Consider the following 20,769-nt stretch of genomic DNA (forward strand, 5'->3'; position numbering starts at 1 on the left):
AATAGATGTTAAAACTTGTTTCATGGAATGTGAACGGAATTAGAGCTTGTGTCCGCAAAGGATTTTTAGATTATTTTTATGAAGTAGATGCCGATATTTTTTGCCTGCAAGAAACGAAATGTCATAAAGAGCAAATTGAATTAAAGTTAGACGGATATGAGCAGTATTGGAATGATGCCAAGAGAAAAGGGTATTCCGGAACGGCTGTGTTCACGAAGAAAAAACCGCTCTCTGTTCAATATGGCTTAGGCGAAGCCAATGAGGAGCCAGAAGGTAGAGTTATTACATTAGAATTTGATGAATTTTATTTAGTTAACGTATATACACCAAATGCGCAAAGAGATTTGGCAAGATTAAGTTTCCGTCTCGACTGGGAAGATGAATTATTTGCCCATCTCCAAAATCTCGATGCGATCAAACCTGTTATCTATTGTGGCGATTTGAACGTCGCCCATCGCGATATTGATTTAAAAAATGCAAAATCCAATCAAGGGAATTCTGGCGTGACTGTAGAAGAGCGGGCGAAAATGACTCATTTGCTTGATCACGGCTTTATTGATACGTACCGCTATTTTTATCCGGACCGAGAAGGGGCTTTTACCTGGTGGTCTTATATGAACAAAGTGCGAGAAAGAAATATTGGCTGGAGAATAGATTATTTTCTTACATCTGAGAGATGGAAGGAAAGACTCATAGATTCGTATATTCATAGTCATATTTTAGGCAGTGATCATTGTCCTATTATATTGGAGATGGAATAATGGATAAGAAAACTGTGCTGATTACAGGGGCATCAAGTGGTTTTGGATTATTCACAACACTCGAGCTAGCTAGAAGAAATTTTCATGTCATTGCGACAATGAGAAATCTCGAGAACAAAGATATCATAATAAAATTATGTAAACAAGAAGGTGTAAATGGATCGATTGAATATTTTTCATTAGATGTAACAGATTCTACTTCTATTCAGGAACTTACATCCCAGCTTTCTCATTTACCTTCCATCGACATTCTCATTAATAATGCGGGATTTGCTTTGGGAGGATTTGCTGAGGAAATCTGTTTACATGAATACAGAGAACAATTTGAAACAAATTTTTTTGGTACCATTGCCGTTACACAAGCTATTCTCCCTTTTATGCGACATCAGGGAGGAGGTAAAATTATTAATTTGAGTAGCATTTCAGGAAAAATCGCATTTCCGGGATTATCTCCTTATGTTGCTTCCAAACATGCTTTGGAAGGATGGACAGAGAGTTTGAGATTAGAAGTAAGGCCATTCGGCATTGATGTTGCCCTTATTGAGCCCGGGTCTTTCCAAACAAATATCTGGACAAAAGGGAAAAAAATCGCCCGGAAATCGATGCTCTCTGATTCCCCTTATGCGATGATGATGACTGCCATTGAACGTGAAATGGAAAAAGGCAGGGAAAACTACGGTAATCCAAGGTCCGTCGCACTACTGATTGCAGATCTTTGTTCTAAAAGAAATTTAAACAAGCTCCGTTATCCCATTGGCAAAGGTGTGAAGATGCTCATCCTTCTTAAACAAATCATACCTTGGAAATTATGGGAAAAAATCGTCGTGAACAAACTGGATGTTCGCCCATAGGGGGGGGTGTTGGAAAATACTGAAAATAATTGCTATATTAATACATAGCGAAACTTTTATATGGGTTTTTCTCGCTTCTATGTCTTAGGGTTTCTATAGCCTGTTTAATTGATTGAGTGAAGGGGGAAGATTGTTGTGGAAATAAAATTTACCAAAAGAGAAGAATGGTTTTCTTTTTACGATGGAAAAGGAGATCAAATTGAGCGAAAAACAGAGGTTCGCTTTGATCCATTAACTGGAGAAACATCACGAATTATCTTTAATCCAGGGCTAACATTAACACCACCTGATTACGAGGAAGCCGCCAAAATGACAGGTGGGCAAAATTGTCCCTTTTGTCCTGAAAACATCTTAACGATGACACCCGTCTTTCCAAAAAACATTGCGAAGGGGGGACGGATTGTTCAAGGGGAGGCTATTCTGTTTCCGAACTTGTTTCCTTATAGCAAGCACAATGGAGTTGTCGTGTTCTCTAGTCAACACTATGTCAAGTTAGCAGAATTCACCGCTGGGATGATCAAAAATGCTTTTATGGCTGCTCAACTCTATATTCAAAAGGTTGTTGAAACAGATACTCGGATGAAGTATGCCTCCATAAATTGGAATTATTTACCCCACTCAGGTGGCAGTATTCTTCATCCCCATTTACATGTAATTGGCTCGGAATCAGCAACGAACTATCAACGTCAGCTTGAAGATGCTACCCATTTATTTGAACAGGAAAATGATCGGGACTATTGGGAAGTGCTTTGTGAAGTAGAGAAGAAGGCAGGCGAAAGATGGATAGGAGAAACAGGAGAGATTGCTTGGATGCATTCCTATGCTCCAAAAGGACATAACGATTTTTTAACTGTCTTCCGTAACAGAAAATCGCTTTGGGATATTACAGAGAAGGATTGGGGTTATTTTGCACGAGGATTGCAAGTAATTTTTAAAGTTTTAGAGGAGCAAGGATTTTCGAGCTTCAATCTCCTCTTCGAGTTATCGCTCGATCCAAAAAGGAAGCAATCTCCACACGCCCGAATCATTCCTCGCTTTACAATTGGTGGACTAGATATAAGCGATATCAATTACTTTCAAGCTCTACATCAAGAACCATTAAGTTATCATTCCCCTGAAGATATCGCAAACAAAGCACGCAGCTATTTTAACCAGGAAAAAATTCTCTAGGTACGTGTTCAAAAAGGAGGATAAAAAGGACCTGTCGGCTAAAGGCGCTGACGTCCTGTCAGCTACGCCGACACTAGCACATCCTGTGCGGCGAAAGTTCGAGGCGGCGCAGTTTCGAGCACAAGGAAAGCTTCCCTGAATCCGCATCGCACGCGGAAAAGTGGTTTTCTTTTCCAAGGAGCGGACTTGTACAGGATGTACTGACTTCTACGTTGCCCACAGGACGTGGGCGGTTTTAGTAGAAGATCATTCCCCTGATACATGAGCAGTGAAGAAACAAGCCAACGAAGAAATTCGCAGTGTCATTTTTACCGGACTTTTTGAACATTCTCTTTAGGCAAAAGCAACAATTGCGATCACATCCAATATGATATGGATATAGAACTTTTTGGAGGTGTCGGAATGGCCGTTGTAAAAGCGCGTGCGGCAGATATTGATCTATTGGCAAGATTATTGAGAGCGGAAGGTGAAGGAGAAGGAGTACAGGGAATGTTGATGATTGGCAATGTGGGAATCAATCGCATTCGAGCCAATTGCTCCGATTTTACTGGCTTACGTACAATCCCTGATATGGTATATCAACCCCATGCCTTCGAAGCCGTCACACATGGTTATTTTTATCAGCGGGCAAGAGAAAGTGAACGCAGACTAGCAAGACGATCGATCAATGGGGAAAGACTTTGGCCGGCAAAATTTAGTTTGTGGTATTTTAGACCAGAAGGCAATTGTCCAGCAACTTGGTACGATCAACCAATAGTCGGTCGTTATAAATTGCATTGTTTTTATGAACCGACTGGAGAAGAATGTGAAAACGTGTATAAAACATTTTGAATCCTGATCAAGCATCTAATAAGATGCTTGTTTTTTTGCATTTATAAACTATACCGAAATAATATTTTAAAAAAACCTTCCCGAAGTTAGATCTGATAACGTGCTTTAAAACGAACAATCCCTAGTACCAGGTACTAAAACTCATTCTCGCTCTTAGTACCAGGTGTAAATCAACGTCCAGCACACTTCGAATTTTGTCGAAAAGATTCTGGTCGATGCTGTAATGAAATATGATATGAGGCAGGCTAATAAATTGGGGTGAATGCCATTGCTTATTATGTCATAGCAAACTTTCTGTTATCGTTAAGCTTTTATTTTATTGAAATTACAACCCTATGATCTTTTGCCGTACCAACGGCTTATGAATAGGGCAACTTTACACATTCATACATATAAATTCCCGGTGATAAATGATTCAGATTGCTGTAAAATAAAATAGACAAGTTTTTTCAAAGTATAGGAGTGTTTGAATGGATACTTGGATTATCGATATTATGGAAAATTACGGTTATATCGGGATTCTCTTTTTAATTATGATTGAAAATATTTTCCCACCAATTCCTTCTGAGGTCATTCTCACTTTCGGTGGATTTATGACGACCAATTCCGAGTTAACAATCATGGGTGTCGTCTGGTTTGCTACATTAGGGTCTGTACTTGGAGCTGTCATATTGTACGGGATAGGTTATTTAGTGAATGCTGATCAGATCGAAAAAATTGTTGGACGTTGGGGGCATCTTCTCCGTTTAAAGAGCGAAGATATCCAAAGGGCAGAGAAATGGTTTCAGACACATGGAGCGTGGACCGTTTTTTTCTGCCGCTTTATTCCTTTAATCCGTAGTTTAATTTCGATTCCAGCCGGGATGGCCCGCATGCATTTTTTGCCATTTTTTCTGTTATCACTTTTAGGAACATTTCTGTGGAATATACTTTTAGTTAGTATTGGAGCAGCAGTCGGTGAATCTTGGACAAAAATTGTGGAGATAATGGACGTATACTCAAATTTCGTATATATTGGATTAGCTATATTATTAATAATTGGGATCGGCCTATTTTTTAAGAAGAGACAGACATGAGAGAAGGAATAAACGATGAATATAACCGGATATACAGTCGAGGAATTACATGATCCAACCGGGATCCTTGATGGAATTCGCTATGAATTCTTTCTTCAAATTGAAGTACCGGAAGATGATGAATTATTTACTGAAAATGGCTTAGTACTTAGGGTGATTTTTGCCGATGTGGATCAGACGCAAAGCATTCTACACTATGAATTTATGGAAAAAACTTCAAATGCAATTTTAGACTTTGCTCTTGAAGAGGATGAAGAGAAACTGGTCTTTGAATTTTGTCGGAAACACTATCAGCAATAAAAAGCAGAAAAAGGGAAAGAGGTCTTGTTTTTAAGTCTCTTTCCCCTTGACTTTTTAGGATAAATTCGTCATAATATTAGAAAATTGACGAACGAAGAAAAAGGATTAGTATGCGGTGTTTGGAGTGCAAGAGAGTGAAATTGATATGCTGGAAAATTTCATCACAACCGACCCGCTGAACCTGCCTTTAGAGTCTCATGCAAAACATGAGCGCAAACCTTGCGTTATAGGAAAAGTGGGATGCAATGAAGACATCCAATTATGGTGGTACCGCGGAAGATAAAGCTCTTTCGTCCTTAATTTTTAAGGATGAGTGAGCTTTTTTTATATTATTTCATACACCAGGTGATTAAAATGAAAAAGCAACGTATTGTAGTGAAAATTGGGAGTAGTTCCCTAACAAATGACAAGGGAGAAATCGATCTGGAAAAATTTTCCGACCATATTCATGCCATTGCTACATTGCGAGAAGCAAAGCATGAAGTAATCCTTGTGTCTTCTGGGGCTGTCGCTGCTGGGTTTGCTTGTTTGGGCTATCCGAGTCGCCCTGTTACTTTGAAAGGTAAGCAAGCGGCGGCGGCTGTTGGACAAAGTCGCTTAATCCAATTATATATTGAGAAGTTTAAAGAATTTGATATTATTCCAGCACAAATCTTATTAACGAGATCAGATTTTACGGATAGAGAGAGGTATCGAAATGCCTTTGCGACGCTGACTGAACTACTGGAAAGAGGCATTTTACCCATCATTAATGAAAACGACACAGTTTCAGTTGAGGAATTGACCTTTGGAGATAACGATATGTTATCTGCCCTTGTCAGTGGTTTTCTCCACGTCGATCAACTAATGATCCTAACAGATATTAATGGAATCTATACAGCCAATCCTCGCATACACCCAGATGCCAAAAGATTGGATTACCTAGAGCAAATTCCTGATGAGCTAATAGCATCTGCAGATGAAATTGGATCAAAGGTTGGAACTGGAGGTATGCATTCTAAGCTTCTAGCAGCAAAAACAGCGCATTCTTTAGGCGTCCCTGTTTTTATCGGACAAGGAAACGGAGCTAATAAATTGATGACGATTTTACAAGGTGAGGGAGATGGAACCTATATTTCTAATCCATCCATTCCTTCCATTAATACCAATCGTCAATGGATTGCCCTCCATTCGGCATTATCAGGCCGAATTTATGTGGATCAAGGCGCAGAAGATGCGATCCTTCATAATGGAAAAAGCCTTTTACCTGCAGGGGTGTTTAAAGTGCAAGGTACATTCCAAAAGGGAGATGTAGTGGAAGTTTTCGGAAATCATGGTTTATTAGGAAAAGGAGAAGTAAGTTACTCATCAGATGATTTAAAAAGAACGATTGAAAAGCGGCAAGTTGAGAAGGAAATAAAACCAACCATGGAAGTGATCCATCGCGATCGCTGGGTACAAATTTAAATGGGAAGGGGTATAGATGTATGAGTGAAGTAAGAGCGAAAGGTTTAGCAGCAAAGCAAGCAAGCTATGCTTTAGTCAATGTGACAACAGCGGAAAAAAATCAAGCTTTAAAGCTGATTGCTGATGAGTTAAAAGCATCACAACAAGAAATACTTTCTGCTAATGAAAAAGATTTGCAGTTTGGAAAGGAAAATGGAATCTCTCCTGCCATATTGGATCGAATCATGCTAAATGAAGATCGTATTCAAGCAATGGCGCAGGCGATTGAACTCTTAATCAATCTTAAGGATCCAATTGGAGAGACAATAGAAGAAATAGAGAAAGAGAATGGATTGCATATATATAAGAAACGTGTACCAGTCGGGGTGATCGGCATGATCTATGAAGCGAGACCAAACGTCACGATTGACGCGGCGACCTTGGCTTTAAAAACAGGGAATGCAGTTGTTCTAAGAGGGAGTTCCTCTGCAAAACATTCAAACACAGCGATTGTAAAAGTCATTCATACCGCATTGAAAAAAAGTCGATTACCTCATGAGTCGGTCCAATTATTGGAAGATACAAGCCGCGAAACAGCGAAAGAATTATTTCGCTTAAATGAATATTTAGATGTCCTTATACCAAGGGGTGGAAAACAATTAATTGAAACCGTCATGCGAGAATCAACCGTTCCGGTGATTGAGACAGGTGCAGGGAACTGTCATGTTTTTATTGACGAGTCGGCCGAATGGGAAATGGCAAAGGATGTTGCTTTAAATGCGAAAATCCAACGGCCTTCTGTATGTAATACAATCGAAACTTTACTAATTCATGAAAAATGGTTTGAAAAATACGGAAAAGAACTTGTTCAAGAATTTCAAGATAAGAATGTGGAAATTTACGGAGATGAAATGATTAGAAAGAAGTGTCATAATATTCTTGTGGCAACAGAAGAGGATTGGGCAACAGAATATTTAGGTTTAACCATTAGTATGAAAATCGTCTCCACTGTTCAAGAAGCGATTCAGCATATCAATCATTACGGAACCCAACATTCAGAGTCCATTATAACAAGAAATGATCAACATGCTGCCCAATTTTTAAATAGTGTCGATGCCGCGGCTGTCTATCATAATGCTTCTACACGATTTACGGATGGATTCGAGTTTGGGTACGGGGCGGAAATAGGAATTAGCACGCAAAAATTGCATGCACGAGGCCCCATGGGATTAGAAGCCCTTACTTCAAGTAAGTTCTTCATTTATGGGAGTGGACAAATACGAAATTAATCGAGAAGGAGAACGCCATATGCAAGAAATTAAAGTACAATTAAGCAAAAATAAAAAAGAAAAACCAATTGATGAACAACTGCCTTTCGGTCGTTATTTTACTGATCATATGTTTGTAATGGACTATTCGGAAGAAAAAGGCTGGTTTGACCCTAGAATTATCCCCTATCAACCGATTGTATTAGATCCTGCCGCCATTATTTTCCATTATGGTCAAACCGTTTTCGAAGGCCTGAAAGCATATGTCACGAAAGATCAGGATGTATTACTGTTTAGGCCGGATGAAAATATGAAACGCATGAATCGCTCCAATCAGCGGCTATGTATACCGGAAATTGATGAAGATTTAGCTTTAGAGGCATTAAAAAAGTTAATTTCCATTGACCGTGATTGGATCCCTACGAAGGAAGGGACTTCCCTTTATATTCGTCCATTTGTTTTTGCAACTGAGCCGTATTTAGGTGTCGCACCATCGACAACCTACCAATTTGTGATTATTTTATCTCCAGTCGGTGCTTATTACAAAGAGGGAATGAATCCCGTTAAAATTGCGGTGGAAAGCGAATATGTGCGTGCAGTGAAGGGCGGAACGGGAGGTGCCAAAACAGCGGGTAACTATGCAAGTGCTTTGAAAGCGCAAGAGGTGGCTGAAAAAGAAGGCTATTCACAAGTCCTATGGTTAGATGGGAAAGAACACAAATATATTGAGGAAGTAGGCAGTATGAATGTGTTCTTTAAAATCGACGGAGAAATTATCACGCCAGCAGTAAATGGGAGCATTTTGCAAGGGATTACGAGAAAATCTGTCATAGAATTACTAAAGTACTGGGAAATGCCGGTAGTAGAAAGAAAAATTTCTATGGAGGAAGTTTATCAAGCCTATAAAGAAGGTAAACTAGAAGAAGCCTTTGGTACTGGTACAGCAGCAGTCATTTCACCTATTGGAGAGCTTTTCTGGAATGATCTTAAACTCACCATTCATAATGGAAAAACCGGAGAATTATCAAAAAAGCTTTATGATACTTTAACAGGCATCCAAACTGGAAAAGTAGCAGATCCATTAAACTGGGTGATGAAAGTAGAAGAATAGTTTTAAAAAAGTAACTAGTCAAAAGGCTGATTAGTTACTTTTTTGCATTGTAGCAAGGTGTTGCAATATTACTCATCATTGTCATTTTAGTTGCCAACCACCTCTAATCTTTGTTTAAATCAAATTATTAGAACAACAAGGAGATAAACGATGATATTTAAAGATAAACGAGAGAATGTATTTTGCAACAATGAATATGGGCTTTTAGCAAAGGTGATTTTATGCGAACCGAAATATATGGCGATCCGCGAAATTATTAACGAAACCCAAAAGCATTATGATGACCAGCAAATCGATCATCATCTTGCTGTAAAGCAACATCATCAATTTATAAAATCATTACGTGAATGTGGAGTAGAGGTTTTAACCATACCACCTAAAAAAGAATATCCCGAACAAGTTTTTACAAGGGATATTGGTTTTACCATTGGCCACCAAGTTTGTGTGTCGCAAATGGCGAAAGGTGTACGCCAAGGCGAAGAAATAGAATTAAAGGATAGGTTATCTCTCCACCAACTGCCTTATTTGGACATCCAAGAAGGGGTGATTGAAGGCGGCGATGTCATGGTCGACGGTACAACTGTTTATATAGGTGTCAGCAGCCGTACAAACATACGAGCCATTCACTATTTAGAAAAAGCTCTTCCTGAATATCACATCGTTCCCATTCCGTTTCAAGATAAGTATTTACATCTTGATTGTGTCTTTAATATTTTATCTGCGGAGGAAGCCTTGGTTTTTCCTCGGGCGTTTGATGAAGATACGCTTGCAATATTAAAGGGAAAATTTAACCTTATTGAGGTCACGGAAGATGAACAATTCACACTTGGAACAAATGTACTATCGATCGGAAACAAAAGACTTTTTAGTTTACCTGTTAATCAAAAAGTCAATCAACAATTAAGAAATAAAGGGTATACCGTTATGGAAATTGATTTATCCGAGATTATTAAATCAGGAGGATCTTTTCGGTGCTGCACCTTACCGATTTTAAGGAGGTAAAGAAACATAATGTCACAAAACCCGTTCCAGATCATCTGAAAAAAGGGTTAAAACTGCTGTTTGTTGGTTTTAACCCGAGTATTCGTTCGAGTGAAACCGGTCATCATTATGCGAATCCAACGAATAAATTTTGGAAGGTTTTATTTGAAGCAGGACTTACGGAGCGGCGATATTTTCCAAATGAGGGGGACGCCCTTTTTGAACAAGGATATGGCTTTACGAATATAGTTCCTAGGCCAACGAGAAATGCGGCTGAAATTACAAAGGAAGAATATCGGCAAGGTAAAGAAGTATTAGAAGAAAAAATCCGTTTTTATCGACCGAAAATAGTCTGCTTCGTAGGCAAAGGGGTTTATCTACAATTTTCCGGTAAAAGAAAAGCAGAATGGGGGCGCCAACCTGATCAAACCATTCACGGAGTCATTGATTTTGTGGCTCCATCAACGAGTGGTCTTGTGCGAATGAGCCTTGAAGAAATGACGGAAATTTATAGTCAATTACGGGATCTGATTGTTTGATAAGCATTCTAAAAAGAGGTTGCTTTTTCGTAAGCAATCGATTATAATGACGAAAATCAATCGAGAAATCCTTTGACGAAGAGAGTAATGATCAACACGACTTAAGCGAGTTAGGGTTGGTGTGAGCCTAGCAGTCTGTTTGTTCACGAAACGCACTTCTGAGGAGCAGCCTGAAAGTACAGTAGGGTTTAGCCGGAGAATTTCCGTTAAAGCATAAAAGCAGGTTCAATATGAACAATAAGAGTGGTACCGCGATTCATCTCGTCTCTCATTTTAGAGGCGAGATTTTTTTATTTTAAAAATGGAAGGGTGAAGTGGTGATGCTACATGTTATTAAACAGTATGCGAAAAGAATTACAGGGGAAGTTGATGATGCTTTATCGTATGAAGATATAGAAAAACTAATAGAAATTCCCAAGCATGAAAAACAAGGTGATTTGGCTTTTCCGTGTTTTGTACTCGCCAAAAAATGGCGGAAACCTCCACAAGAAATAGCAAAAGGATTATCTGAGAAATTAACGGATTCCTTGTTTAGTAAAATTGTAGCTGTAGGTCCTTATGTGAATGCTTTCCTCCATAAGGAAACGGTTGTGAAGTATGTTTTAGAACAAATTATTCAAAATGGAAAAAATTATGGCTCATGGAGCTTCGGGAATGGCAAAAATGTGGTGGTTGATTTTTCCTCTCCTAATATTGCTAAGCCATTTTCGATGGGGCACTTAAGATCAACCGTAATAGGAAATTCGTTAGCTCATATTGCCGAAAAGTGTGGCTATAAAACGATCCGTATTAACCATCTCGGTGATTGGGGGACGCAGTTCGGAAAATTAATGGTAGCTTATAAGTTATGGGGAAATGAGCAGCAGGTGAAACAGAATCCGATCAAGGAATTATTAGCATTATACGTCAGATTTCATGCAGAGGCTGAGAAGGATGCACGGTTGGAAGAGGAGGCAAGAATGTGGTTTAAGAAATTAGAGGATGGGGATGAGGAAGCATATCAACTGTGGTTATGGTTTCGTGAAGAATCCCTTCAGGAATTTACTAAAATTTATGATTTATTAAGTGTCCGTTTTGATTCTTACCATGGGGAAGCCTTCTACAATGATAAAATGAACGAAACGGTAAAAAAGCTGATCGACCTTAAGTTACTTGAACAGTCAGATGGTGCCCAAATTGTCAATCTAAAAGAATTCAATCTACCACCTTGCTTAATCCAGAAATCAGATGGTGCCACTTTATATGCAACAAGGGATTTAACGGCTGCGATTTATCGTTATCATCATTACCATTTCGACAAGGCTTTTTATGTAGTGGGTCAAGAACAAAGTCTGCATTTTCAACAAGTAATCCATGTCTTAGAAAAAATGAATTACCCTTGGGCAAAAAACATCTCTCATATCCCATTTGGGTTTATTTTAAAGGATGGGAAAAAAATGTCCACGAGAAAAGGCAAAGTTGTATTATTGGAAAAAGTGATTGAAGAAGCGATTCAACTCGCCCAAAAGAATATTGAAGAAAAAAACCCGAATTTAACGATGAAAGAAGAAGTAGCTAAAATGGTAGGCGTTGGGGCGATTATTTTTCATGATTTAAAACACGAAAAACAAAATAATATTGAGTTTTCTCTTGGGGATATGTTAAAGTTCGAAGGGAATACAGGCCCTTATGTGCAATATACACATGCAAGAGCATGTTCAATCTTGAGAAAAGCAGGTCAATTGGATCTCACAAAGGATTTAACGGGAAAAATAGAAGAAGAAAGCTGGATGATTGTCAAACAACTTATGCTATTTCCTTCAGTCATCGAAAAGAGTTTTCAGCAACATGAACCATCCGAAATTTCAAAATATCTAATCCAACTCTCCCAAGATTTTAATAAATATTATGCCCATATTAAAATCTTGCATAACGATCATTGTCTAACAACCCGATTGGCCCTTGTCAAGGCCACGACGATCGTGCTAGAAGAAGGACTTAGATTATTAGGAATACAGGCACCTAAACAAATGTAATGCCTAGATAAAACGCAGATTTTGAACGGAATGGAGATGAATGAATATATTAATTATGGTTAGCCCATTATTTTTATACTGCATTCATCTCGCTTTTTTTAGTATAATGTTTTTTGAACCGTTGCGAGCGGAGTTTAGATTTTCGCAAATAATTTATAAGAGGCAGAATAATATGATGGAAATTGTGAACATAATGAAAGATTTACAAAAAAAATTACCACATGTTGAGTTTTTACAATCGGAACCATTATCAAGACATACCTTTATTAAAACGGGCGGTAATAGTGATATTTTTGCGATACCTAGTGAAATTGAAGAATTACAAGTGATTGTCCAATATGCGGCTCAACATGAAATCCCTTTGACGATTCTGGGAAAAGGGACAAATGTGATTATAAGAGATTCAGGAATTCGTGGCATTGTCATAAGTCTAGAGAAGTTTAACAAAATTAGCGTCAAGGACGAAGAGATTTATTGTGGTAGTGGCGCAAGCATTATTGATGTGTCAAGAGCAGCTCTCGATTCTCAATTATCTGGTCTTGAGTTTGCGTGTGGGATTCCAGGAACAGTTGGGGGAGCTTTGATTATGAATGCTGGTGCCTATGGTGGAGAAATTTCAGAAGTACTGACCCATTCCACCGTAATTACTCCTTCAGGTGAAATCTTAACACTAGGACGAGATCAATTTGATTTTGCCTATAGAAATAGTGTGTTCGCTAAGAAAAAATATATTATCGTTGACGCGAAATTCAAATTAGTAAAAGGAAATCCAACAGCCATTAAAGCAAAAATGGATGAAAATACATTTTTACGTGAATCTAAACAACCATTAGAATATCCTTCATGTGGAAGTGTATTTAAACGTCCACCTAATCATTATGCAGGAAAATTAATTCAAGACAGCGGCTTACAAGGAACTAGAATTGGTGGAGCTGAAGTGTCTACGAAACATGCAGGCTTTATTGTCAATGTTGATCATGCAACGTCATCCGATTATATTCAGCTTATTCGGCATGTACAAAAAACAGTGAAAGATAAATTTGGAGTAGATCTAGAAACGGAAGTTAAAATTATCGGTGATGAGTAATTATTTTTAAGTAGAACATAACCCAGCATTGAGAAGGATTACGAAGAATTTATTATATAAGGCTAAATTCGCGATAACAATCGCCACGCCTTTATCACCTGCGTCCTGCAGGCCAACTGAAGACTGTTGTTGGTTATTACACCAGCAACATCTTTTTTTATCACCATATTTACTAAGCATACGTCATATAATAAATCATTCAAATGAGGTTAGTCCTAGATAACTGCAAATATATGGAACTAAAAATGCCTAAACAGGAATTTTATCCTAAAATGAGAAACGATTCCCTTCTTATCTGCGATTAATGATAAAATAGGCCTTATGATTATTTCATTTCGTGTAACGGGGAGGATATTCATTGGATACAAAATTTAACAGCCCAAAGGGATTTGGAAGGATTTTAGATCATTCATTTAGTTTAGGAAAAAATAACTTTGCACCATTTTTCACCGTTTTCTTAATCTTTATGGGACCTATTTTTTTAGTGCAAGCCTTTATTAAATTGTTGTCTGGTGCTGCCTTTTTTAAAGGGAGTGGAGAAGGGGAGTTTTGGTTCGAACAAACCATTATGAGTTTTGAGGATACTCCTGCTAATGTCATAGCTGATCTTGGTATTAGTCTTGTCAGTTTCCTAGGTATATTTTTATACCCACTTGCATTAGGATCGATTATGTTGATGATCAATCATATCCGCAAAAACGAAACATTCACATTGGGGCAAGTGATGAAGGAGGTTTTCCCACGCTACGGCTATTTACTAGCAAGCAGTTTCTTGTTTGGGTTGATTTCTTTTGGATCTTTCTTTGTTCCGATGTTTTTCATTGGCATCGTCGGAGTAATTGGTGGACTCATTCATCCTGTCATAGGTGTAATTCTTGCCATTCTAATGGTGCTGGGAACGATGATTGGGGTAGGCTATTTCTTGACAAGATGGAGTTTTTATTTTGGTCCCGTCATTCTTGGGGAAGAACCTCTAGGTTTCTCCAAATCTTGGAAAATGACAAAAAGTCGCGCATGGGTACTATTGGGATTGTATCTAGTTTTTTTCCTTATTATTTCCAGTATTATTTATTCAGTTGAATTTTCATTAATGATATTACTTGGGAATAGTGTGTTTGTTACTTTAGTTTCCGGGGTTGTCACTTTATTTACAAGTATGATTTTTGCTGTTGGATATTCTGTTATGTATTATGATTTAAAATTGCGATTTGAAGCAGAAGATTTAAAAGATTTAATTAGTGAATATAATGTTCGTCCATAACGGACCTGAATAGGTTAGGTGATGGAAATATGTTGGATCCAGATAAAGCGAGACAAGATCTAGAAAAAATATTGAATACCAAAGAATATCAAGTGTACAACAAAGAATCGCAAAATACATTGCAAATTTGGTGGTCTAAGGCAAAACACTGGTTGATGGAACAGCTTGAAAAGCTGTTCCCTTCTATGAAAATGGTGGACACATCAGCGAGCATATTGCTTATAGTTCTTATTGTGGTCGTCATTCTACTACTAGCATTAGCCGTAATATTGATCATCCGTTATGGTGTAAGAAAAACAAAGTTTAGAAATCAACCACCATTACAGAAATTGTCTGAAATGGAATGGTCTTATCAAAGTCACATAGCTGAAGTAAAAAGACTAGAAGAAATGAAGGAATATACGAAGGCTACACGCCATCTATTCCTGGCTCTACTCCTATATTTTAATCAATGTGGTTGGCTTGAAGCAAAAGTGTGGAAAACCAATTGGGAATATTATGCAGAATTAAAAAGGACTCATCCAGCATGGGCGCAAAAGTTTTACACTTTAGCTCGTTTCTTCGATAAAGTGACGTATGGTGAACAGCAAATCGAAGCAGCAGAATACGAAAATTATAAGAAAGACATCATAGCAGGATTAGAAGAAAAACATCACTCTTCAGAAGGATAAGAGAAAGGGGGAAAATACGAATTGCAGCCACAATCCAGTCATAAACGAATATGGATATGGATGACTGTTTTGCTCATTATTTTTATCATCCTAAGCTATCTCTTTTATACACCTAATCAAAAAGAATATCCTAACTTCGTTTCCCAGTCACCTTCTCCAACTGGAGTGAAGGCATTTTATACATATTTAGATCAAGAGTTTGATTCGGTCAAAAGATTTCATTATTCTTCAGAACAACTACCAATGACAGATCACAATCAATTACTCATCATCATTGAACCATTTATTATGCCGGATAGTAAGGAGATGCAAGAATATCAAGCCTATATGGAAGCAGGGAATACAATTCTGTTAATCTCGGAGACTCCTGATGATTTTTTTGGACTTACGACTGAGCCAACAAGTGTGAACAATTTAGATGAAGTCGAAACTGTTGTGGATCAAAACGGTCGGGAGCTTCAGGCACTCCTTACTAGTCCCTTGCGACTAATAACCAAAGAGGGTGATCAAATTCTCCTTCACGATGAAGAAGGACCATTAGGCCTAAAGCACTCCTATGGCAATGGACAACTGTATGTCGTGAATTCACCGAAATGGCTAGCTAATAAAGAAATACTGACTGCTGACCATATTCCGATCATCACTTCATTGTTAAACGATATTGCGCCGAGCGAAATATTATTTGATGAGTACTTACATGGAAGCCAATCTCCGCTCACAACTGTAAATACCTATCCTAAATGGTTTATTTTGTTCATGATTCAAGCTGCATTCCTTACTTTATTATGGTTATGGAATACAGGTAAAAGATTTGGCCCGATCTTCATTCCGAGAGAAGAATCTGTTCGTTTTAGTGATGAAAGACTCAAAGCACTATCATCTTGGTATTTAAAAGGGAAATTATACCACGACAGTTTGCACACACAGGCGGAGTATGTCAGAACATTAATGAAAGAACGTTGGGGAATTTCTTCTACAAAAGATTGGCCAGATATTTTAGATGACCTGTTACGTAGGGATATAAACATACCTGATACAGACCTCGCAACGTTTATAAAAAAATTAACAAACGCATTAACAAAAAAGGATATGAGTAAGCAAGAATATGTATATTGGTCAAAGAATATTGATCGCTTAAGGAAAGAGGTGGAGGAAGGATGAAACCAGAATTAGCATCCTTACTAGAAAAATACGAAGAAAAAATATTAGGGCAAACAACCAATTTACGACTATTACTATCTGCCATACTTACAGATGGCCACGTACTTTTGGAAGGTGTTCCAGGAACAGGAAAAACGAAAACAGTTCGAACATTAGCGGAACTGCTAAATGGTCGTTTTAATCGAATTCAATTTACACCAGACTTATTGCCAAGTGATATAACAGGAAGCAGTATTTACAATATGCAAGAAGGGCAATTTGAGACAATCCGTGGTCCCATTTTTACCAATATTCTCCTTGCAGATGAGATCAATCGAACACCGGCGAAAACACAAGCCGCTTTATTAGAAGCGATGGAGGAAAAGCAAGTAACCATTCAAGGAGAAACGTATTCATTGCCAGAGGTGTTTTTCGTAGTGGCGACACAGAATCCAATTGAATTTGAAGGAACCTATCCTTTACCTGAAGCCCAACAAGATCGTTTCTTATTTAAGCTTTATATTGAGTTCCCTTCCTTTGAGGAAGAAAAAGCTGTCCTTCAACAAATGATTGAACCTACACCATTAAAAACAGCAGTGGACGCCGTCATGCAACTAGATTCCTTTTTGGAGATTAGAAAAGAAATTGAACAGGTTACATTGGGAGACGGTGTGCTCGATTATATTATGAAAATTGTCCGCAAAACAAGAGAGGTTGAATCCATTCGTTTTGGAGCAAGTACGAGAGCGGCTATTTCCATAGGAAAAGCAAGCAAGGCATGGGCTTATTTGGAGGGTAGGGATTATGTTACTCCCGATGATGTAAAAATGGTAGCAAAGCCATCTTTACGGCATCGAGTACAGTTATCTCCACAGATAGAATTGGAGGGAGCGTCCATTGATCAAGTCATCCAAGAGCTGGTGGGGTCGGTTCCTGTTCCAAGATAAAGGGATTTTACCATCGAAACGATTACTTTTTGTCTATGGAATATTAAGTGTTGTGTTATTATTATTTAGTTTTTGGGGGATTTCTTGGACATTTGTCTTTGGGATCAATACACTTATCCTTTTATTTAGTTTTATCGATCTCTTTTTTACACCTAAACGGAAGCAAATTCAATTTCAGCGTATCATCCAAGAAGAATTAGAGCGAGGATTACCATACGAGATGATGATTGAAATAAAGAACAGCTCGAATTATGCTTTTACATACTCCTTTGTTGACGGCTTACCCTTATCCTTTCAACGTCCTTTCCCTGTACGAGGAAAGGTTGAAAGGGGAAGTGTTAGCCAGGTTGCATACGAAACGAAAGCAAGTGTGAGAGGAAAATATGAGCTGAAACATTTATATTTCCGCTATCGGAGTACCTGGGGATTATGGGAAAAGCAAATGCTCGTCGATTTAGAAAAGACTATAAAAGTGATACCTGATTTAACTGAGACAAGAGCTTTTTTAGAAGATGCACAAAAGTTTTTATTATACGATGGCGAAAAAATTAGAAAGTATCAAAGTGGGATGGGGGATTTTGCACAGATCCGAAATTACGTTGTAGGCGATGATCCACGGAAAATCAATTGGCGACAAACAGCTAAACTTAATGAGTTGATGACAAATGAATATGAGCCAGAACATGGGAAATATATTACGATTTTGCTTGATTGTGGCAGGATTATGGGAGCCGAGTTGGAGACGGGGAATAAGCTGGAAAAAACACTGGAAGCATCTTTAACTGTAGCAGCGGCCGCTTTAAAAAAGGGCGATTATGTTTCTGTCCTTGCGTTTTCAAAGAGTGTAAAAAAATACATCCCACCAGCAAAAGGAATGGACCATCTCCAAACAATCCTTCATGCCATTTACGATCTGCATGTCGATGCTTTTGAATCGAACTACGGAACTGTGTTCTCTTTCTTAGATACGATGCAGAAAAAACGTAGTCTCATTCTATTATTTAGCGATATTCGCACGTTTTTACATGAAGAATCAGCTTTAATGTATCTAAAGCGACTCCGCAGACGCCATTTATTTTTTATGATCGGAATAGAAGATCAACAATTAGTAGAAAAGGCGAGAATGCAGCCAACATACGCCGATTTGGCAATGGAAAAAAGTATTGCGCAACAGGAAATTCTTTTTATTCAAAGGGAAAAAAACAAATGGGAAAGTCAAGGCCTCCAAATGATGGAGGCCCAAGGGGAATACCTAGCAACAGCGGCCGTTTCCCACTATATCGATATTATGAATCGACACCTTTTATAGCATGGCGGCGATTTAATAATTGTTTGCCGATCACAACATATAGAATTAAGCCAATGATCGTAAGGAAAGCGACAAAATACTTGGCTTCCAAAGAAATCGCAGCTGGGGTGATAAATCCCTCTATCACTCCGGCGATAATAAATAAAGGAATCGTCCCAATGATTAATTGTATAGAGCGAATTGCTTGCTTTTTTAATTGAAAGCCTCTAGAAAATTGGCCTGGTACAAAAAGCTTAAAGCCCATTAATAAACCGGCTCCTCCAGCAATGAAAATGGCGGTTAATTCGATCATGCCATGGGGAACAATATAGGCCCAGAAATCGTAGGACTTTCCATGTGCCCAAAAAAGACCCGCAAGTGCGCCAACAATAATACCGTTATAGACCATTACATAGACTGTTAATATACCTAAAGTAATCCCACCTGCAAAAGCGAGAAAAGCCACTTGAATATTATTTGTCATAATGGCAGCTGACATGGTCGGTGAATCAACCATTCCGTCATTGCTCCCTAATTGGGTAGGGTCAACCGATTGTGCGATATCATTAGGCAGAATTGTATAGAGATGAAGCGGATCAGATATAACGGTGAAAAAGCTTCCTAGCATCCCTAATACAAATAAACCCATGGCTACGAGTATCGCTTTCCATTGTTCTAATAATAGGCCTATAAAAGTAGTTGTGAAAAAGTGGCGAAACTGCCCCATACTTGTCGTTTGATCTTTATATAATACATTATGGGCTCTAGAGACTAACTCATTCAGATAGCCTGTTAACTTTTCATTAGGAAAATTTGTTTGACTATAGGAGAGATTCTGTGAAGCTTTTTGATATAATCGGTAAAATTGCTTCATTGATTTTGCTGTCACATTTCTTTTGCTTTTGCCAATCATTCTGGATAAATCCTCAAGTTGTTTCCAGTCTTCACGATGTTGCTGAGTAAACTGTTTGATATTCATTATTTTTTCACCTGCCAATTCCTTAGTAAATCGAATCAATGCTTATAATTATAATAATGTTTTAGATAAATAGAAACACTTTAACAAAAATAAGTCTTTGGGGGGATACCATTGGATAAAGAAAAAGTAGGAGTGAAGACTCCCGAATATATTTCCCTGCAATTTCAGCTAGCAGGATTAGGTTCTAGAACGGTTGCTTTCATTATTGATAACGTGATTTTATCGATTGCTATGGTGATCATTTTACTCGTGAGCTTTCTTTTAGTATTTGCCGTTTCAGAAATTCCATTTATGGAAGACGCGATATCTTATCTATTTGTCTTCATGATAATTGGATTGTTTCTCCTCAACTACGGTTATTTTGTGATCCTTGAATTCTTTTGGGGTGGTAAAACAATCGGAAAGAAGATCATGGGAATTAGAGTCATTCAAGAAAATGGCCAAAGCATTACCTTTCTAGCGAGTTTCATTCGTAATCTATTGTTAATCATTGATTCGTTACCTTATTATTTAGTTGGGCTGTTAATGATTTTCTTCCATCCGAAAAAGAAACGATTAGGGGATTTGTTAGCGGGAACGATTGTGGTTTATGATGAAAATGCTCCATCTAAAAAGAAGCAATCGAGCATTGAAAGAGAAATTCATGATAGAGGTCTAACAAAAGAAAGTCTGTCCTTAGATACTTGGAATTTAAAATCCATTGACATGCAGGATTGGAATTTAATCCGAACGTATGCGAATCGCTTTAAACAATTAGATGTAAAGGATCGTATAGAATTGACAGATCAAGTAGCACAAATCATCTTTCCTAAATTAGGATTAGAATGGGAACATAAAGATAGTCAAGAATCGGAAAATATGCTCCTAATCGTTTACTTACATTTAAAAGACGAATGGGAATATGAAATATAGTTTTTCTGAGCGGAAAGGATGTCTGAGATTAGAAGACATTCTTTTCTTTTATACACTCAGGCGCTGTATGTCTAGACATGCAGCAGTAGATTATGCTACATTGTATAAGTTGTTTCGTGAAACTAAATATTTGCTTGAAAGTGTCTATTTGATGCA

Annotated in this window: 20 protein-coding genes and 1 other annotated feature; of the genes, 19 read left to right on the forward strand and 1 reads right to left on the reverse strand. The window is 38.0% G+C overall.

Translation table 11 applies throughout. From position 1 onward, the window contains the following. Positions 1 to 5 precede the first annotated feature (5 nt). The 18 genes from KI363_RS04690 to KI363_RS04775 all read left to right on the forward strand — a co-directional run bounded on the left by KI363_RS04690 (position 6) and on the right by KI363_RS04775 (position 18,743). On the forward strand, positions 6 to 761 hold the full coding sequence (locus KI363_RS04690) for an exodeoxyribonuclease III (protein ID WP_212965633.1): 756 nt from the start codon (positions 6 to 8) through the stop codon (positions 759 to 761). After that, entirely contained in the window at positions 761 to 1,612 is an 852-nt protein-coding gene (locus KI363_RS04695; protein ID WP_212965634.1) for an oxidoreductase, read from the forward strand. Before KI363_RS04690 ends, KI363_RS04695 begins: the two co-directional genes overlap by 1 nt. Positions 1,613 to 1,747: 135 nt before the next feature. Beyond that, complete coding sequence (locus KI363_RS04700; RefSeq protein ID WP_212965635.1) at positions 1,748 to 2,782, forward strand: hypothetical protein; 1,035 nt, start codon at positions 1,748 to 1,750, stop codon at positions 2,780 to 2,782. Positions 2,783 to 3,184: 402 nt separating this feature from the next. Then, positions 3,185 to 3,613, forward strand: a complete 429-nt coding sequence (locus KI363_RS04705) for a cell wall hydrolase (RefSeq protein WP_158321848.1) — start codon at positions 3,185 to 3,187, stop codon at positions 3,611 to 3,613. A 470-nt stretch (positions 3,614 to 4,083) separates the two neighbouring features. Continuing rightward, a complete protein-coding gene (locus tag KI363_RS04710; RefSeq protein WP_212965636.1) occupies positions 4,084 to 4,689 on the forward strand; it encodes a DedA family protein in 606 nt (201 codons plus the stop codon). A 15-nt stretch (positions 4,690 to 4,704) separates the two neighbouring features. Then, entirely contained in the window at positions 4,705 to 4,989 is a 285-nt protein-coding gene (locus tag KI363_RS04715) for a DUF6509 family protein (protein WP_212965637.1), read from the forward strand. Between the two features lie 354 nt (positions 4,990 to 5,343). After that, positions 5,344 to 6,435: a glutamate 5-kinase gene (proB, locus tag KI363_RS04720; protein ID WP_212965638.1), complete on the forward strand. Its 1,092-nt coding sequence runs from the start codon at positions 5,344 to 5,346 to the stop codon at positions 6,433 to 6,435. 20 nt (positions 6,436 to 6,455) lie between these two features. After that, positions 6,456 to 7,703: a glutamate-5-semialdehyde dehydrogenase gene (locus tag KI363_RS04725; RefSeq protein WP_158321844.1), complete on the forward strand. Its 1,248-nt coding sequence runs from the start codon at positions 6,456 to 6,458 to the stop codon at positions 7,701 to 7,703. A gap of 19 nt (positions 7,704 to 7,722) precedes the next feature. Next, a complete protein-coding gene (locus tag KI363_RS04730) occupies positions 7,723 to 8,793 on the forward strand; it encodes a branched-chain amino acid aminotransferase (protein WP_212965639.1) in 1,071 nt (356 codons plus the stop codon). A gap of 150 nt (positions 8,794 to 8,943) precedes the next feature. After that, positions 8,944 to 9,795 (forward strand): dimethylarginine dimethylaminohydrolase family protein, encoded by an 852-nt coding sequence (locus KI363_RS04735; protein WP_158321842.1) that lies wholly within the window; start codon positions 8,944 to 8,946, stop codon positions 9,793 to 9,795. Beyond that, on the forward strand, positions 9,765 to 10,313 hold the full coding sequence (gene mug / locus KI363_RS04740; protein WP_246516753.1) for a G/U mismatch-specific DNA glycosylase: 549 nt from the start codon (positions 9,765 to 9,767) through the stop codon (positions 10,311 to 10,313). The genes KI363_RS04735 and mug overlap by 31 nt, the downstream gene beginning before the upstream one ends. 63 nt (positions 10,314 to 10,376) lie before the next feature. After that, positions 10,377 to 10,585 (forward strand) — a binding site (T-box leader). Between the two features lie 48 nt (positions 10,586 to 10,633). Further along, complete coding sequence (gene argS / locus KI363_RS04745; RefSeq protein WP_212965640.1) at positions 10,634 to 12,328, forward strand: arginine--tRNA ligase; 1,695 nt, start codon at positions 10,634 to 10,636, stop codon at positions 12,326 to 12,328. Positions 12,329 to 12,503: 175 nt separating this feature from the next. After that, entirely contained in the window at positions 12,504 to 13,415 is a 912-nt protein-coding gene (gene murB / locus KI363_RS04750) for a UDP-N-acetylmuramate dehydrogenase (RefSeq protein WP_246516760.1), read from the forward strand. Between the two features lie 358 nt (positions 13,416 to 13,773). Then, a complete protein-coding gene (locus KI363_RS04755) occupies positions 13,774 to 14,676 on the forward strand; it encodes a hypothetical protein (protein ID WP_158321839.1) in 903 nt (300 codons plus the stop codon). Between the two features lie 29 nt (positions 14,677 to 14,705). After that, a complete protein-coding gene (locus KI363_RS04760; RefSeq protein WP_212965641.1) occupies positions 14,706 to 15,347 on the forward strand; it encodes a DUF4129 domain-containing protein in 642 nt (213 codons plus the stop codon). A gap of 21 nt (positions 15,348 to 15,368) precedes the next feature. After that, complete coding sequence (locus KI363_RS04765) at positions 15,369 to 16,508, forward strand: DUF4350 domain-containing protein (RefSeq protein ID WP_212965642.1); 1,140 nt, start codon at positions 15,369 to 15,371, stop codon at positions 16,506 to 16,508. Continuing rightward, positions 16,505 to 17,434, forward strand: coding sequence for an AAA family ATPase (locus KI363_RS04770; RefSeq protein WP_158321836.1), 930 nt, complete (start codon positions 16,505 to 16,507; stop codon positions 17,432 to 17,434). Before KI363_RS04765 ends, KI363_RS04770 begins: the two co-directional genes overlap by 4 nt. Then, the gene (locus tag KI363_RS04775; protein WP_212965643.1) at positions 17,385 to 18,743 is read left to right on the forward strand and encodes a DUF58 domain-containing protein; all 1,359 of its coding nucleotides are present in this window, start codon (positions 17,385 to 17,387) and stop codon (positions 18,741 to 18,743) included. The genes KI363_RS04770 and KI363_RS04775 overlap by 50 nt, the downstream gene beginning before the upstream one ends. On the opposite strand, the gene KI363_RS04780 is transcribed toward KI363_RS04775, so the two are convergent. After that, positions 18,721 to 19,701, reverse strand: coding sequence for a stage II sporulation protein M (locus KI363_RS04780; RefSeq protein WP_212965644.1), 981 nt, complete (start codon positions 19,699 to 19,701; stop codon positions 18,721 to 18,723). The genes KI363_RS04775 and KI363_RS04780 overlap by 23 nt on opposite strands. A gap of 111 nt (positions 19,702 to 19,812) precedes the next feature. Between KI363_RS04780 and KI363_RS04785 the strand changes: the two genes are divergently transcribed. Then, the gene (locus KI363_RS04785) at positions 19,813 to 20,613 is read left to right on the forward strand and encodes an RDD family protein (RefSeq protein WP_212965645.1); all 801 of its coding nucleotides are present in this window, start codon (positions 19,813 to 19,815) and stop codon (positions 20,611 to 20,613) included. The last annotated feature ends 156 nt before the right edge of the window (positions 20,614 to 20,769 follow it).

The sequence above is a fragment of the Lederbergia ruris genome (genome assembly GCF_018332955.1).
GTDB lineage: Bacteria > Bacillota > Bacilli > Bacillales > Bacillaceae_C > Lederbergia > Lederbergia ruris.